This window comes from Mesotoga sp. BH458_6_3_2_1 (genome assembly GCF_003664995.1).
GTDB lineage: Bacteria > Thermotogota > Thermotogae > Petrotogales > Kosmotogaceae > Mesotoga.
Window position 1 is genome coordinate 313,020 of the sequence record NZ_JFHL01000029.1, and the last position, 15,396, is coordinate 328,415.

Genomic DNA, 15,396 nt, shown 5'->3' on the forward strand with positions numbered 1-15,396 from the left:
ACTGTGATATACTGTCATTGAATTTTCTTTCGGGGTGTTACATTGGCAAAGCGACCAGGTGGACTGAACTTCATTGATGAGCGGATAGTCTGGATAGATGTGGCCAGAGGCCTGTTAATGGCACTAGTGGTAATGTATCACACTCTTCCTCCGCAAATCGTTGCTAATTTCATAAATCCCGCAGCTTGTACTTTTTTCTTTCTTTCTGGATTGATATCGAAGGAAGGAAGCTTCAAAATGAACCTCTTGAAAAGATTCAAACAGTTAATGGTTCCTTACTACACAATGGCATCGGTAAACATATTGATCTGGCTCTTTGTGAAGATGATAGTGACAAGAGAAGAGCTAAATTTCATGCTAGCCGATGTAGTCCTGAATGTTTTGACAGTTAGAACTGCCGTTGGAATGATTCCGGTAAACATTATTCCTCTGTGGTTCATTCCGGCCGTCTTTGTTATGGAGATCTATTACTCAGTTCTCAGTAAATTACGGATCCTTCCAGTAGGCATAGTGCTGGGCTTCGTGTCGATGTTCTTTCTCTACGGATCGCTCCCCTTCAAACTCGATGTTGCTCTGGCAGTCCTACCGTATTTTGCGATGGGAAAGCTTGTGAAATCTTTTGGGATATTGACACGAAGAGTTCCCGTCATTATGACAGTCGTTGCGTCTGCGTTATACTTAATCTCTTCTGCGTTTTGTGATGAAGTATATTTGATGGAAGACTATTTTGGTTCATCGCCTTCTCTGTACATATTTGCCGCCGTGGTTGGAATAGTTGCAATTTCCGGTATGGCTCAACTCCTGGAGAGAATCGAGCCTCTAAAGCGAATCTTTTCTCTCTTTGGGAAACGGACCCTGTTTGTTCTGGGATATCACATAGTTGCCGGCTTTCTTATTTATCCGATTTTTGATTTTCTTGGAGATCCAATTGAAATCATGGAAAGATTCTGGTATGTTTACTGGTTGATCAACATGACTGTTGTTTATCTAATGATAAGGTTCCTGCCGGAGCCCGTAATAACAATCCTGTCAGGAAGCTTTTTGGCAAAGCGGAAAGGGAATGCTCCAAAGCACGCTTTGGGAAAATGTGAAGAGAAAATCCACTGAAGACGAGTACAGATCTTGAGGCCCGGATTTTGCGAGCGAAGCAGTTGCTTTCGAGAATTGTTCGGTCTGCGACACCCGTTCTTTTGCTTTCTCGCTGAAGGGGTTGAAGATTTTTGTTAGCTACTTCGCGACCCGTTAATTATCTAAAAAATGGTATTATCCTATTTGAAGAAGCTTTTGTGGAGGGATTCCTATGCTTGTTTTACTTATAGTAGTAGCAGTTTTGCTCGGTTATCTTGCCTACAGGCTTATTCTAAGAGAAGGAGGCATATTTCTGGGGCCATACGAGTTCAAGTTTAGAAAAGAGCCGGGTCCTGAGGAGTTTATGCGCCGCTTGAAGGAACTGCAGCAGCGGAATCAGGATTTTGAGAGTAGGCTCGTTCTCAGCGCGGCTACTAGCAAGTTTCCAAACAACATGGAGTTCTTCAGGCTTGCAATGGACAAAATCTTCGCCGATCTGAAGAATGCGAAGAGCGAGGAAGAGGTGGAAGAGATATTTCTCAAAGGAGAAAAACTTCTTGAGGATTTTGGAGCAGCTTCCAACGCAAATTCAATACCACTTGTCACCGAGTATTCGAAAAGACTTGTCCAGGCGCAGGAAGAGTTCTACTCTCTCAGAAAGCAAAGGGATCTTGATCTCAAACAAAGGCAGAATGAACGTAATGAAGAGATTTTGAAGGAGCTTGAGAGTATTCTGGAAGGGATCAAGGCTTCGAACGATGAGATGGCGATAAGAGATTCAATGAGCAATGCGGCAAGATTAGAGACCGGCCTCGATCTCTCCTTGTTAGATGAGACACAAAACGAAAGATATCGTGATGTGAAGAATGGGTTCTACAAAGTTGCCGAGGAAAAGGTAGAATCTCTAAGAAGCACAAGATATGCGAGATACAATAGAAAGGCAATTGAGAGATTGAAGAAGCTGCTCGACGATTTTTCTGAAAATGAGAAAGATCTGTCTAGAAGTGGAAGCTCTCTTCCAATGATTCTGAAGGAGAAGATCGGTTCATTGAATACCTCTTACTTCGATGGCCCTACGATGCAATATTTCAACTACGTATACGGCTATATCTTCTCTCTCATAGATGAAGATCTGAAGTTTGAAGTGACGAAAGTAATGACAGAAACCGACAAGGATACTTTAGATATATGAGTGACGGGAGGGAAATTCTAGTCAGAAAACCAGCTATCCAGCTTTTTTCGGGTTCTGAGCTGAAGAAGAGAGATTACATTGGTGAGGAGAACAATCTGAAAAGAGCTCTTGAAGTTTTCGATAGCTCACTTCCTTCCCGAAGAGCATCGGAGTATTCGGTTGAAAGCTTGGTTTCGCTGAGTAGTATAAAGAAGACATACGAGAATTTGGAGATGAATCTTGAGAGTCAGAAGAAAAGAGTAAAGCCCCACAGTGTTGTAATGAAGGAGGATGCAGTAACCCCTGTTGAGATAATTCTTAAGGAAACTCCTCTCAAGCAGTGGTATACCACCGGAAAGACTCTTGGAAGCTTGGCTTCAATTGGCGCGAAAGTCGCCCTTCAATTGCTTAAGAACAAGAAGGACGAGAAAACTTTCAAGAAACTGCGTCTTCTTGAGATAGAGATTGTCTACCGGAAACTGGAAGAATAATTCTAGCTTTCCACATCTTTCAGAAGGTCTTCAAGTGCTTTTCCGACTTCGCGTCGCACGGCTCCTTTGTCAAGAGAAAAATTCAACATTTGATTCATCCTCTCGACTCGAACCATTCCCGCTTTTCGAAGAATCGCTGTGTGTTCCCCGATTTCGTAATTTGAAAGGTTCAGTGCTCTGGCAAGTTCATTTCCCGAGGATTTTCCGGCAGAAAGGTGCCTTATAATGGCAAGTCTCTTTTCGTGAGCCAAGGCCTCAAAAGTGTCAGCAGTCATCTCCAGCTTATCCTTAGAAACTGACATAACTTCTTTGAAGCGAAATCCCACTGTGTACATGTCTTCATTGACGAAAGGGATCGATGCGTTCGAGACCAAAAATTCCGAGAAGTAGCTGGGGCATATAACCGTTCTCTTAAGCTCTTCGTAGCGCGTGTAGTCGATGTTCTTTATCAGCAACATGAGAAATCTCTCACCTGACTGCCTTATTTCCTTTTTCAACTCACTTGCAGTTCTCAATAGAAGCTTCTCGATCCTGGTTTCTAGAGCTGAAAAAGCATTCTCGTAGAACCACTCGAGTAGATATAGAAAGTCCTCCTTAGTTCTTGATGGGTCTGAAAGCATTTCAAAGAGAATTGCCTTTCGTTCTGTCGAGAAAGACATATCACTCGAGACAAAGAGCAGCAATTCTTTGTCGTTGTTCATAATCTTTTCAAAGGTATTCATATCGATCGTTCCCTTGCGGGGTCCATAGCCCGAGTATATAAAATGAATCAAGAGAACTCTTTCAGGCATCTCCTTTATATGTTCAATCAATTGTTTCGCATTTTCGAGATTGCTGTGCGTTATATCCGGAAGGAGACACATTCCGAAGAAGGTTTCCCAATCAAAAAACTCCTCGAGTTTCTGAACAATGTCAGAGGTAAGAATACCTCTCGTTTCCCTAATCCAGTTCTGAATATCTTTATCTTGCTCAAAATCACCCTTATCGAGTGAGGACTTGAGATGCTCGAGAAATCGGTCGTTGTTATTCAGCCTGAAAAGGCCGTGAAGAAGGTCGCAAGCCGTGCTTCGGCAAACCTCCACTTTATCTATCCATTTCATAACATCGCACCTCCAGAGAACATAATTCAACGGAATTATTGTATCACCTGCGGGACTCATACAACAGTCATTATACAGCGTTCAATGGACTCCACTCTCGGAAACGGAAACATGTCTAGTAGTCTCTCGCAGAACTAGAGTAATAGCAGACTGACTGCCATTAATGCCATCCCCGCAATAAGCCCGGAAATTGATAGGTGGTGCTCTCCATACTTCTCTGCCGAAGGAAGAAGTTCATCCAGCGATATGTAAACCATGATGCCGGCGACACCGGCGAATACAACTCCAAAAGCCATTTCGTTGAAAAGAGTATTGATCAAAGCGAATCCTATCAGTGCACCGGCCGGTTCTGCAAGACCGGAAAGGAAAGAATAGATGAATGCCTTCTTTCTGCTTCCGGTTGCTTGATAGATCGGAACTGCCACAGCGATACCTTCGGGAACGTTATGAATTGCAATTGCTATTGCTATGGGAATTCCAAGTGAAGGATCCTTCATCGCCGCAAGAAATGTGGCAAGTCCTTCTGGAAAGTTATGCACTGCAATGGCAAATGCTGTGAAGACACCCATTCTCATTAGGCTTCTGTTCATCTGTTGCATTTCATTTACGTCTCTCATTTCATGAGGGTTTTCTGCGGAAGGTACGAGAAAGTCAATCAGCGCGATTAAGCCTATGCCTCCAAAGAAAGCAATTACATTGATCCAGTCACTTAGACCATTTCCAATCGCCTCTTGGAGTGATTCTCTGCTTTTGACAAAGATCTCCACAAAGGAAACATATATCATTATGCCAGCAGAGAAGCCCAGGGAGACCGAAAGAAATCTGGTATTGGTCTTCTTTGTGAGTATGGCCAGAATGCTTCCCACGCCAGTCGATAGTCCGGCAAAGATTGTTAGAAATAGCGCAGGCCAGAAGTTCACTAGTTCCATTGCAATCCTCCCCAAATCTCTTTGAAAGATAAATTGCTTCTTGGATTTGCAGATTAATCCGTATTCGCAGATCAGTCACTTGAAAACGATCAAAAGAGACGCGCCTCAGGCGCGTCTCAATCTCTTTTGGGTTACCTTACCGATTTCATTCCCTCTTCAACTGCCTGAATGTTCAGATCTAGGAGAGATGCTTTTCGACCGGTTAACTTCTTCTCCAGAGCCTTGCGTACTCCTTCCATGGTCACAGTACCAGTCTTTTCGAGATATGCGCCCAAAACCACCATGTTGGCAACCTTGAGATTCCCCAGCTTCTCTGCAATCGAATTTGCATCTATCTTGACAACGGAAATATCATTTCTAGTAGTTTCTCTGTCAACAACAGAAGTGTTTATGACCATCACACCACTGGGTTGAATCTCTCTCTCGAATTTTATCAGAGAAGGTATGTTCATTACAATCAGTTCGTTCGGTGCATTTGTAATCGGTGACCCAATAGGCTCATCGCTCACGACTACTGTGCAGTTGGCAGTTCCTCCCCGCATTTCCGGTCCGTATGAGGGAAGCCAGGTAGTGTGCTTGTTGTCAAACATTCCAGCCGTTGCTAGGATCTGTCCGATCAACATGACTCCCTGTCCACCAAATCCCGCAACTACTAAGAGATGCTCACTCATTTGATATCACCGACCTTGTCGACAAATACCCCAATCGGATACTCTTTCTTCATGTTTTCATTTAGCCAGTTGATTGATTCCACTGGGTTGAGCCCCCAGTTTGTCGGACAGGTCGAAAGAACCTCAACCAATGAAAAGCCCAGCCCTTTTTGCTGTGCGACAAAGGCCTTCTTTATTGAAGCCTTTGCCTTCCTGACTTCCTGGGGAGAACTCACAGCCACTCTTTCCAGATAGACGATTCCGGCGGTTTCCTTCAACAGTTCTGAAACGTGAATCGGGAACCCTTCTGTCTCCGCTTTTCTCCCATACGGAGAAGTAGTGGTTTTCATTCCGAGCAAGGTGGTTGGTGCCATCTGGCCGCCTGTCATACCGTAGATCGCATTGTTGACAAAGATCGTAGTGATCTTCTCGCCTCTGTTTGCGGCGTGAATGATTTCGGCAGTTCCAATGGCGGCAAGATCGCCGTCACCTTGATATGTGAATACTATCCTGTCTGGCATTGCTCTCTTCATTCCCGTGGCGACGGCCGGCGCTCTTCCATGAGGTGCAACAGTTCCGTCAACATCAAAGAATTCATACGCAAAGACCGAACATCCAACGGGAGCAACCATTAGAGTCTTACCCTGAATCTCCAGTTCGTCTATTACTTCTGCTACAAGTCTATGAATAATACCGTGGTGACAGCCTGGACAGTATGAGAATTCATTTTTCGCAAGTGATTTAGGTCTCTTGTAAGTTGCTTGTGACATTTAATCACCTCATCCTATAAGTCTGACGAGTTCTCTTAGGACTTCGTCTGGTGTTGGAACCATTCCTCCGGTTCTCCCGTAGAAATGAACAGGTAACGCTCCTTCGACCGAGAGGCGGACATCTTCCACCATCTGGCCGGTCGACATTTCCACATCGAGACAGAACTTCATTCCCTTTGAGGCGGCCTTCAGTTCGGCATATGGAAATGGCCACAGGGATATTGGTCTGAACAGCCCTACTTTGATTCCCTGTTTCCTTGCCATTTTCACTACGCTGCCAAGAATTCTACCCATCGTACCGTATCCTACAAGAACATACTCAGCATCTTCAAGGTCACTTGTCTCAAATCGGACTTCCTTTGCTTTTATCTCTTCATAGCCCTTGTGTAAAACGATATTCATCTCTTCGAGGTTCACCGGATCGATGTCGAAAGAAGTTACTTTGTGAGGTTCACGGCCCTCCGTTCCTCTCAGGGCCCAGCCCGCGTGATCATTGATCCCCTCGAGTTGGACGAAATCGGGAAAGACAACGGGTTCCATCATCTGTCCAAGCATTCCGTCTGCGAGCATCATTACCGGCACTCTGTAAGTGTCAGCAAGATTGAAGGCGCTTTCCATGAGATCAACCGCTTCCTGAATGCTTCCTGGAGCTAGAACGATCATGTGATAATCTCCATGCCCTCCGCCTTTTGTCGACTGGAAGTAGTCGCTCTGTGCAGGCTGGATATCTCCAAGTCCAGGTCCACCTCTAACTACATTCACGAATACCGTAGGAAGCCTTGCACCTGCTATGTAAGAGACTCCTTCTTGCATTAGGCTGAAACCCGGACTAGACGTCGAAGTCATCACTCTGTGACCCGTGCACGCGGCCCCGTAAACCATGTTAACCGCGGCCACCTCGCTCTCTGACTGAAGAAAGACGCCGCTTATCTCCGGCATTCTTCTCGCCATATATTCAGTGAATTCTGACTGAGGAGTAATGGGATAACCAAAATAAAGTCTGCAGCCGGCCCTTACAGCAGCCTCCGCCATTGCTTCATTTCCCTTAACCATCATCTTTTCGGCCATGGTCTCCCTCCTATACCTCTACCGTTTCTTTGTAGACGGTTATGGCTGTATCAGGACACATCATGTAGCAAAAGCCGCATCCGATACAGTTGTCGGGATCATGTTGTTGGGCGGGACGATAGCCCTTGCTGTTGAACTTGTCCGAGAAGCTAAGCACTTTCTTCGGGCAGAAGTTGATACATAGACCGCAGCCTTTGCACCGCTCTTCGTCGATTTTCACGAAGTTTCTACTCATTTTCTACCTCCCATGGATTCATCATATATTTCTTCATTTCGAGTTTATCAAAGATACCATTCCCATTTTCCAATCCATTCATGACAGCCGTGAATGCTACTGGTGTTGAGACTCGCTCCGAAACTAGTTTCAAAAATTCCTCGCCCTTCTGAATCACTTCTGTTGTCGTCTCAGAACCGATATTTGAGTTATTCACAAGGTAATCGATTTTCATTCTCGAAGTTTCCTGGAGTCTTAGGAAGTGAAGGGCGGCGTTTTCAACGGTGTCATTGAACGGCCTGAAGGGATTCAAAACATAGTATGTCTCACACTTCTCTTTTGGTAGTCTTGTGCTCAGTGAAGAAAGAACGATTGCACCGTCATCATTTCCTCCAACGTCAAGCACTACCCTGAAATCTGGATTCTCTACATAACCGAAGACTTCGGCAGGAATTATCGGCAAATCGGCGTGAGATAACTTTCCTTTGGGGGCGATGATCTTGATGCCAAACTCCGCAAAGGACTCTCTCATATCTCGAGATCGATAATATGGACTTATAGTATCAATGTCTGCAAGGGCGACGCGTTCTCCGTTTTTGGCAAGCAATCTGGATACATTAAGAGCTATTTCGGTCTTGCCGCTGCCGAACATTCCCATGAAGATCAGAATCTTCTTCGAAAAGTTCATTCTGCTCTCCTATACTCTTTTGCCTTCTCGATTCCTTCAAGAATTCTAGAGCAGGCCATTGCCAGAGATAATTCTTCATTGCCGCCAGGAACTACACTGATGGGAGCAATGAAGGAAAGTTTTTCGGTAAGCCACGGAACCATAAATCTGCTGTCGTGAGCTATACCACCAGTAATAATTATGGAATCGACATCGCCGCTGAGAACGGCTGCCATTCTTCCTGCCCACTTCACAATCTGGTACGCCATTGCCCTATAGGCAGTCTCCGCTTTTTTGTCTCCATCAACTATGGCCTGCTGGACTTTTTGACAGTCGCTTGTTCCCGTGTAAGCCATTAGCCCGCCATTTCCCTTTATCAGTTTCTTGACTTCATTTTTCGAGTATTTTTCTGAGTAACAGAGCTTTATCAGGCCGGTTATCGGTAGCGTGCCTGCTCTCTCCGGACTGAAAGGTCCGTCACCATTGAGAGCGTTATTTACGTCGACAACTCTGCCTCTTCTGTGAGCTCCAATCGAAATTCCTCCGCCCATGTGAACGACAATGAAGTTCATATCTTCATACTTCTTCCCGTATCTCGCAGCCACCTCTCTTGTCACTGCCTTCTGATTAAGGGCGTGAAAGATGGATCTTCGTGTGTAGTCTGGATGGCCAGAGAGCTTCGCAACAGGATCCATTTCGTCCACCACTACTGGATCTGCAATATAAGCGGGAATTTCCTTTCCACTTTCCAGTGAAAGTTCCTTGGCAAGTATCGCTCCCAAATTTGACGCGTGTTCTCCATACTTTGCAGATCTTAGATCTTCTATCATGTCATCGTTTACAACGTATGTGCCACCTTCGAGAGGTCTAAGCATTCCCCCCCGTCCAATGATTGCATCGATCTCTGTCAGGGGATGGCCTGCTGATTCCAGAAAACTGATAATCAGTGCTTTTCTGAACGCGCGCTGTTCGTAAAGTGAAGCGAATTTACCCAACTCGTGAGGTGAGTGTCGAATCGTGTGTTCTCCAGTTACTTCAGAGTCTTTGAAGAGCGCAAGTTTTGTTGAGGTTGATCCAGGATTTATCACAAGTATGACAGACATCATATCACTCCTGAAAGAAGAACGTTCAGAGCTATCGACTGCAATTTCGTACTTGCCGAATCGGCTCTGGAAGTCAGTATTATCGGAATCCTTCCTCCAACAACTGCACTTGCCAGCTGACAATCAGAGAGAAATGCCATTGCTTTGTAGAAGATGTTGCCCGCTTCGATGTCAGGCATTATAAGTATATCTGCATCGCCTGCGACAGTACTGGAAATCCCTTTGTGCTTCGCAGCTTCTAATGAGATAGCGTTATCAAGAGCGAGTGGCCCATCTACTTCAACGGCCCCCAGCTGGCCTCTTCTTGCCATCTGGGAAAGAATGGCAGCATCTGTTGTTGCTGGCATCTTCGAGTTTACAACCTCGATTGCAGCCAGCACTGCGATTTTCGGTTTTTCAATTTCCAAAGCCCTTGCAACTGCAGTGGAATTGATAATTGAATCAGCTTTTTGACCAATATCTGGAGCTATTACCATCCCGGCGTCTGCAACAAGAATCAGTTTGTGGTACTTCTTGATCTCGAAGACGGTGACGAGATTCATTGTTCTTCCGGTCCTGAGACCATATTCATCCTTCAGAAAGACGCTCAGGAGTTCTCCCGTTTTCACATTGCCTTTCATGAGAATGTCAGCGTTCTTAAGTGAAACCGCCTCTACAGCCTTCTGAATCGATTCGCTCTTCGTGGAGCAGTCTACAATTGAAAACTTCTCTGAAAAGTCCAGCTCGCTAATAATTTCCTCTATCTTACCTTGCGAACCAAAAAGAATGAAAGACGCTATTCCTTCTTGTGCCGCCTCTTTAGCCGCCGAAAGCACAACGGGGTCGTCAGCGGCCGCAATTGCTATCACCTTCGGGTTGCTCTTGGCGCGGCAGACCAGTTGTGAAAGACTTGAGATCATGAAGCCACCTCCGCACTAAACTCTCTTACCTTTTCTGCACCTTCAAGGACTCTCTGTGCACCAAGTGCGAGAGACAACAATTCGTTCTCACCAGGTTCAATAACGACCAGAGCGAACTTTCCAACAAAGCTCTTAATTTTTTCAACAAGGTCAGCGTTATAAGCCATGCCTCCCGTAAGAACAATAGCATCAATTGAACCTCCACCCAGAGCAACCATGCCGCCGATTTCTTTGCTGATTTGGTAAACCATTGCATCGACTACCATTGCTGCATAAGGATCAGTATCTGCCATTTCTAATGCCTTTCTCAGGTCATCTGTGCCCAGATATGCTCTCAGTCCTCCGGACTTCAAATATCGGTCAATAAGCTGTTTCTCCGTATATTCGCCGCTGAAACACTTCTCTACCAAATCTCCTACGGGAAGTTCTCCGGTTCTGGTCGGGCTAAAAGGTCCTTCATCGGTCGCGTTATTTACGTCAACCATCTTACCTCTCAGTTGCAGCCCTACAGAAATGCCTCCGCCAAGGTGAGCAATTACCAGGTTAAGGTTTTCAACGTTTCTTCCAAGATCAGCGGCAATCTGTCTTGCGGCAGCCTTCATGTTAAGAGCATGTAATCTGGAAATCCTTGGCAATTGCGGAAGACCGGACAGCCGAGCTTCTTCACAAAACTCGTCAATTGAAATAGGATCCGTTATGAATACGGGGATCTTTCCTTCGGAAAGAAGCAATCCTATCGGTGCCGCAAGATTGGAAGGGTGATCGACCTCTGTGTGATGCAAAAGAAAATCAACCATCTTCTCATTTACCCTGTAGGTACCGCTTTCAAGAGGGGGAAGAATTCCTCCTCTACAGGCAATCGCATCGAAATCAAACTGAACGTCACGGTCTCTAAGAAAGGAGAGGATTTCCTCTGCCCTCTCTCTTATAGCATCTTCAGGATTCTTCTGCGATGTGGAATGTTGGATCGAGCCTTTCGTCTCCTCATGCTCGTTGTTAAAGACAGCGATTTTCGTCGAAGTAGATCCGGGATTTATTGCTAAGATTCTCATTTTCTCACTCCCTCAGAGGATATTCTTCTCTTTGCCATACTCCACAACGATCTTCTTCAGCCTTCGTACTCCTTCTATGATATCCTCTCTGGGAGGAAGACAGAAGGATAGGCGCATCGAGTTCTTGCATGTGTTGTCCAGCGAGAAGGCCTCTCCTGGAACAAAAAGCACATTCTCGGCCTTGCCCATTTCCAGCATTTCTCCAGTATTGAAGCTCTCGGGAAGAGTGAACCAAATGAAAAGGCCTCCGTCAGGTTTGGTCCAATGGAATCCCTTCATGTCTCCGAAATTCTTCTCGAGCTCGGCAAGCATAAGGTCCCTCTTGTCCCTGTAGAGAGCTATCGTTGGTTTAAGCTGTGCAAGCAAATCATGCCTCTGAAGATATCTAGCCGCGATTCTCTGTGTGAGACTGGGAGTGCAGAGGTCCGAGGCTTGTTTAGCCATTACCATTTTCCTTATTATGGTCTTGTTCCCAATAACGATTCCTAACCTCAGCCCTGGGGAGAGGATCTTGCTGAATGTCCTCAGAAGTAAGACCCGATTCTGACCTCCGATTTTGAATATTGGATCTATTGGATCGCCTTCGTACCTAAGGTCACCATAGGGATCATCCTCAACGATCAGAACATCGTACTTCTCAGCGATTTCGACTAGCCTCTTTCTCTTTTCCAGCGATATTGTAACGCCGCCCGGGTTGTGAAAGTTAGAGATAACGTATATGAATTTTACCTTATTGATCTCCCCTCTTAAAGCAATCTCTTCCAATCTGTTTTCAACCTCATCAAGGTCAATCCCGTCTTCTCGAAGGTCCATGTAGACATAGCCGTTTGATCGCAATGCGAAGGCGCTTGCGGCTCCAAGATAAACAGGTTTTGATACTAAGTATAGACTATCGTCGTCGAGGAAGATCTTGCCTACAAGATCCAGTGCGCTCTGGGAACCGACTGTGACAAGCAGATTGTCGACATCGAGACCTTCTATCCCACTTTCCCGTTTCAGAAGAGATATATACTCTTCCCTCAGTATCGGATCACCTTCGGTTGAGCCATACTGAAGAGTAAATCTGTACTCCTTCTCCAGGACTTCTTTCGATATTTCGGCCATTTCAAAACGTGGAAATGTATCTGGATCGGGAACACCTCCACCAAAAGAAATCATTCCCGGCTTCGAAGTCACCTTAAGCAGTTCCCTGATGATGTTCGACTTCATTCTGAGTGCGATCTTCGAAAACTTTTCTGTCACGATTTACACCCCCTGGTTTTTATCATAGTATTCATCACATCAACTTAATAAGCAATATCATGCCAGGAGATCATAATTGTGTAAATCACTCATTGAAAGCCAAATACAGAAGCTTTGGTGCTTTGGGATTCCCGTCGGTGAACGCTTTTGCATGCAAAAAACTGCATTCATGCAATAGTGTGCACGATGAAGTCGATCTTTCCATCCGCAGGAACGTTATTTCGGAAACAAGACTTTCAGATTTTCTTGAATCCTCTTTCTATCAATTGCTCAAGGTTTACTTCACCTGAGAGCCTCGAACACCCCGAATCAATAGAAGCTCTTCCAACGGCTAGTGCAACCTTCTTTGCGATTCCCGGCTCGAACGGCCTCGGCAAAATGTAGTCCCTGGAAAGCTTTTCTTCAGGCACAGCCGAAGCAAGGGCGTCAGTTGCTGCCAGCTTCATAGATTCGTTTATCTCTCTTGATCTTGTGTCAAGAGCACCTCTGAATATTCCCGGAAATGCTAGAACATTGTTTATCTGGTTTGGGAAGTCTGATCTGCCGGTTGCGACAATTGATGCACCTGCGCTTCGGGCAAGATCTGGCATAATCTCCGGTACGGGATTGGCCAGAGCGAATATGATCGGTTCGGGAGCCATTTTGCGCACCATTTCAGGTGAAAGAAGCCCGGCGACAGAAGTTCCAATGAAGAGATCGGCTCCCTTCACTGCTTCCTCAAGATTTCCACTGAGATTATCTGGATTAATTTCCTTTACGATCTCAGAATGAAACTCATTTAGGAGAGTAGATGGCTGATTCCTGTTTAGTATTCCATTTCTATCGACTGCAACAATATTTCTTGCACCTGCCGCCAGTAGCATTTTGATTGTTGCGCCTCCGGCTGCGCCAACGCCGACAGTCGCTATCTTTAGATTCTCAATCTTCTTTCCAACAATCTTCAGGGCGTTTCTCAATGCGGCAACGGCAACTATCGCCGCCCCGTGCTGATCGTCATGAAAAACGGGAATATTGAGCATCTTCTGAAGTTCGCTTTCAATGAAGAAGCATTTTGGTGAGGAGATATCTTCAAGGTTAATACCTCCAAAGGTTGGAGCGATTGCTCTCACGAATGAGACGATTTCCTCAGGACTATGGATGTCAATACAGAGCGGGAAGGCATCAACATTCGCGAATTCCTTGAACAGAACGGCTTTTCCCTCCATAACAGGAAGTCCTGCTTCTGGGCCAATATCGCCAAGACCAAGAACCGCCGTTCCATCTGAAACTACCGCGACGTAATTCCATTTGTTTGTGTAATCATAAGCAAGTTCTTTATCGCTCTCAATTACTCTGCACACATCGGCCACTCCCGGAGTGTATGCAAGCGAAAGGGCCTCCATGCTATCCACTCTAACCTTACTTCTTACTTCTAGCTTCCCCCTGAGATCCTTGTGAAGTTTCAATGCCTTTTCGTTCACACAATCACCTTCTATTCAAAGTAAAAAGATCCGAACCGTTAACATCCGTTGCAACAATCAACGGAAAGTCTCTGACATCGATCTCGAAAATTGCTTCTGTGCCCAGATCTTCGTAAGCGATGGTCCTCAGAGACTCTATTCTTTGCGCAAGCGAAGCGGCCGCTCCGCTTGGAGCGATCAAGTAGACTCTTCTATATTTTTTACACAGATTCGCTGCCGGAACCGATCTCTCGCCCTTGCCTATAGTTGCTAGAACGCCCTTTTCGAAAAGCATTTTCAAGAAACCATCCATCCTTAGTGAAGTGGTTGGACCGATCGCTCCACAGCTTTCTTTAACTAGCTTGGCCGGACCGGCATAGAACACTATTGCTTCATTAAGCTCTACAGGAAGAGTTTTACCTCCTTCGTACAACTTCTTGAGGCGCATTTGAGCTGCGTCTCTCATTACTATGAGTCTGCCTGTGAAGCTGAGTTCTTGACCGGGGGACAAATCATCTATCTTCAAAGGTGACTACCCCCTTTCTACAGAGATAGCAATCAATAGCCAGTGAAACTGGAAGAATCGCAATATGACAGGGCGCAGTCTCAATGCTCACCGAGTAAGCGGTTATTCCCTCTCCCAGTCCTTGATAACCGATATGTAGAGAATTGATCTCATTCAAAAGCTTCTCCTCAAGAAAGGCGTAGCCAACGTCAGGATTCCTCGAATCTAACTCTCTAGTCAGAGCAAACTTGGCAAGGAGCATAGACTTTTCTGAGCTTCCCCCGATGCCTATTCCCACTCTGAGCGGAGGACAACCCCTGGCTCCTCCTTCAGAAATTGAACTGACAATTATCTCAATGAACTCTTCTTGCGATGTTGTCGGGTTGAGCATGAACAGTCTTGAGAGATTCTCACTGCCACCGCCTTTCACGAGGAAACGTATCTCTAATTCTCTTCCGGAAACCATGAAAGTATGCACTACCGAAGGTGTATTGTCTCCAGTGTTTTCCCTGTGTATTAGGGGGTCCCTCACAACTGAATATCGGTAGGGGTTTGTTGAATACGCTCTCCTGACAGCCATATTGAGGGTATCTGATATGGGCTCCTCAAGAGATATCTCCTGACCGATGAAGACAAAAAATTCAATGAACCCTGTGTCCTGGCACAGAGGAAGCTTCAGCTTTTCTGCAAGTATTGAGTTTTCGTTTAGAACAGATGAGAAGGGACCATCGTAGAGGTATAGAGAAGATTTGATCTTATCATCCATTATTGTGTTTGCCTCTACTAATGCGGTCTCGACCTTTCCCACTATTGAAGATGCTTTTATCAAGAAGTCACCTCATTATCTGAAAAAGCTAATGACTAGCCATGTCATATTCATTTATAACACTTTGCACATCCGATTGCCCCAATAATCCATTTCTCCATTATCGGAAGCATGAAAAACATTAGCTTCTCAGCTGGAGACGAAAACTCAGAACCGAAAAAAGAGAGATAATGTGGAAGAATCTTAGATGGAACGCTGAGTT

17 protein-coding genes are annotated in these 15,396 nt (G+C 45.4%); 3 read left to right on the forward strand and 14 right to left on the reverse strand.

The window, feature by feature from the left end; genetic code table 11:
- Positions 1–42: 42 nt before the first annotated feature.
- The 3 genes from Y697_RS14095 (at position 43) to Y697_RS14105 (ending at position 2,730) form a co-directional block, all read left to right on the forward strand.
- Entirely contained in the window at positions 43–1,107 is a 1,065-nt protein-coding gene (locus Y697_RS14095; protein ID WP_259462597.1) for an acyltransferase family protein, read from the forward strand.
- 193 nt (positions 1,108–1,300) lie between these two features.
- On the forward strand, positions 1,301–2,260 hold the full coding sequence (locus Y697_RS14100) for a hypothetical protein (protein WP_121552429.1): 960 nt from the start codon (positions 1,301–1,303) through the stop codon (positions 2,258–2,260).
- Positions 2,257–2,730, forward strand: a complete 474-nt coding sequence (locus Y697_RS14105) for a hypothetical protein (RefSeq protein WP_121552430.1) — start codon at positions 2,257–2,259, stop codon at positions 2,728–2,730. Before Y697_RS14100 ends, Y697_RS14105 begins: the two co-directional genes overlap by 4 nt.
- 2 nt (positions 2,731–2,732) lie before the next feature.
- Here Y697_RS14105 and Y697_RS14110 read toward each other — a convergent pair whose 3' ends face one another.
- From Y697_RS14110 to Y697_RS14175, 14 genes are all read right to left on the reverse strand, one after another.
- A complete protein-coding gene (locus tag Y697_RS14110) occupies positions 2,733–3,830 on the reverse strand; it encodes a helix-turn-helix transcriptional regulator (protein ID WP_121552431.1) in 1,098 nt (365 codons plus the stop codon).
- 134 nt (positions 3,831–3,964) lie between these two features.
- Positions 3,965–4,759, reverse strand: a complete 795-nt coding sequence (gene zupT, locus Y697_RS14115; RefSeq protein ID WP_121552432.1) for a zinc transporter ZupT — start codon at positions 4,757–4,759, stop codon at positions 3,965–3,967.
- 131 nt (positions 4,760–4,890) lie between these two features.
- Positions 4,891–5,430: a 2-oxoacid:acceptor oxidoreductase family protein gene (locus Y697_RS14120; RefSeq protein WP_121552433.1), complete on the reverse strand. Its 540-nt coding sequence runs from the start codon at positions 5,428–5,430 to the stop codon at positions 4,891–4,893.
- Entirely contained in the window at positions 5,427–6,179 is a 753-nt protein-coding gene (locus tag Y697_RS14125) for a thiamine pyrophosphate-dependent enzyme (RefSeq protein WP_121552434.1), read from the reverse strand. The genes Y697_RS14120 and Y697_RS14125 overlap by 4 nt, the downstream gene beginning before the upstream one ends.
- 9 nt (positions 6,180–6,188) lie before the next feature.
- On the reverse strand, positions 6,189–7,247 hold the full coding sequence (locus Y697_RS14130; RefSeq protein ID WP_121552435.1) for a 3-methyl-2-oxobutanoate dehydrogenase subunit VorB: 1,059 nt from the start codon (positions 7,245–7,247) through the stop codon (positions 6,189–6,191).
- A 10-nt stretch (positions 7,248–7,257) separates the two neighbouring features.
- On the reverse strand, positions 7,258–7,482 hold the full coding sequence (locus Y697_RS14135; protein WP_121552436.1) for a ferredoxin family protein: 225 nt from the start codon (positions 7,480–7,482) through the stop codon (positions 7,258–7,260).
- Positions 7,475–8,149: a cobalamin biosynthesis protein CobQ gene (locus Y697_RS14140; protein WP_121552437.1), complete on the reverse strand. Its 675-nt coding sequence runs from the start codon at positions 8,147–8,149 to the stop codon at positions 7,475–7,477. Before Y697_RS14140 ends, Y697_RS14135 begins: the two co-directional genes overlap by 8 nt.
- Positions 8,146–9,231, reverse strand: a complete 1,086-nt coding sequence (gene buk / locus Y697_RS14145; RefSeq protein ID WP_121552438.1) for a butyrate kinase — start codon at positions 9,229–9,231, stop codon at positions 8,146–8,148. The genes Y697_RS14140 and buk (Y697_RS14145) overlap by 4 nt, the downstream gene beginning before the upstream one ends.
- The gene (locus Y697_RS14150) at positions 9,231–10,130 is read right to left on the reverse strand and encodes a bifunctional enoyl-CoA hydratase/phosphate acetyltransferase (RefSeq protein WP_121552439.1); all 900 of its coding nucleotides are present in this window, start codon (positions 10,128–10,130) and stop codon (positions 9,231–9,233) included. Before Y697_RS14150 ends, buk (Y697_RS14145) begins: the two co-directional genes overlap by 1 nt.
- Positions 10,127–11,182, reverse strand: coding sequence for a butyrate kinase (buk, locus tag Y697_RS14155; RefSeq protein ID WP_121552440.1), 1,056 nt, complete (start codon positions 11,180–11,182; stop codon positions 10,127–10,129). The genes Y697_RS14150 and buk (Y697_RS14155) overlap by 4 nt, the downstream gene beginning before the upstream one ends.
- Before the next feature lie 12 nt (positions 11,183–11,194).
- The gene (locus tag Y697_RS14160) at positions 11,195–12,424 is read right to left on the reverse strand and encodes a PLP-dependent aminotransferase family protein (protein ID WP_121552441.1); all 1,230 of its coding nucleotides are present in this window, start codon (positions 12,422–12,424) and stop codon (positions 11,195–11,197) included.
- 236 nt (positions 12,425–12,660) lie between these two features.
- A complete protein-coding gene (locus Y697_RS14165; RefSeq protein WP_121552442.1) occupies positions 12,661–13,884 on the reverse strand; it encodes an NADP-dependent malic enzyme in 1,224 nt (407 codons plus the stop codon).
- 4 nt (positions 13,885–13,888) lie between these two features.
- Complete coding sequence (locus Y697_RS14170) at positions 13,889–14,389, reverse strand: FumA C-terminus/TtdB family hydratase beta subunit (RefSeq protein WP_121552443.1); 501 nt, start codon at positions 14,387–14,389, stop codon at positions 13,889–13,891.
- On the reverse strand, positions 14,376–15,197 hold the full coding sequence (locus Y697_RS14175; protein ID WP_220665754.1) for a fumarate hydratase: 822 nt from the start codon (positions 15,195–15,197) through the stop codon (positions 14,376–14,378). The genes Y697_RS14170 and Y697_RS14175 overlap by 14 nt, the downstream gene beginning before the upstream one ends.
- Between the last annotated feature and the right edge of the window lie 199 nt (positions 15,198–15,396).

Bases quoted from the DNA above. Each gene is read 5' to 3' on its own strand.
- Y697_RS14150 (WP_121552439.1), bottom strand. From the start codon at position 10,130: ATGATCTCAAGTCTTTCACAACTGGTCTGCCGCGCCAAGAGCAACCCG.
- Y697_RS14130 (WP_121552435.1), bottom strand. From the start codon at position 7,247: ATGGCCGAAAAGATGATGGTTAAGGGAAATGAAGCAATGGCGGAGGCT.
- Y697_RS14105 (WP_121552430.1), top strand. From the start codon at position 2,257: ATGAGTGACGGGAGGGAAATTCTAGTCAGAAAACCAGCTATCCAGCTT.
- buk (WP_121552438.1), bottom strand. From the start codon at position 9,231: ATGTCTGTCATACTTGTGATAAATCCTGGATCAACCTCAACAAAACTT.
- Y697_RS14140 (WP_121552437.1), bottom strand. From the start codon at position 8,149: ATGAACTTTTCGAAGAAGATTCTGATCTTCATGGGAATGTTCGGCAGC.
- Y697_RS14125 (WP_121552434.1), bottom strand. From the start codon at position 6,179: ATGTCACAAGCAACTTACAAGAGACCTAAATCACTTGCGAAAAATGAA.
- zupT (WP_121552432.1), bottom strand. From the start codon at position 4,759: ATGGAACTAGTGAACTTCTGGCCTGCGCTATTTCTAACAATCTTTGCC.
- Y697_RS14135 (WP_121552436.1), bottom strand. From the start codon at position 7,482: ATGAGTAGAAACTTCGTGAAAATCGACGAAGAGCGGTGCAAAGGCTGC.
- buk (WP_121552440.1), bottom strand. From the start codon at position 11,182: ATGAGAATCTTAGCAATAAATCCCGGATCTACTTCGACGAAAATCGCT.
- Y697_RS14100 (WP_121552429.1), top strand. From the start codon at position 1,301: ATGCTTGTTTTACTTATAGTAGTAGCAGTTTTGCTCGGTTATCTTGCC.
- Y697_RS14110 (WP_121552431.1), bottom strand. From the start codon at position 3,830: ATGAAATGGATAGATAAAGTGGAGGTTTGCCGAAGCACGGCTTGCGAC.
- Y697_RS14120 (WP_121552433.1), bottom strand. From the start codon at position 5,430: ATGAGTGAGCATCTCTTAGTAGTTGCGGGATTTGGTGGACAGGGAGTC.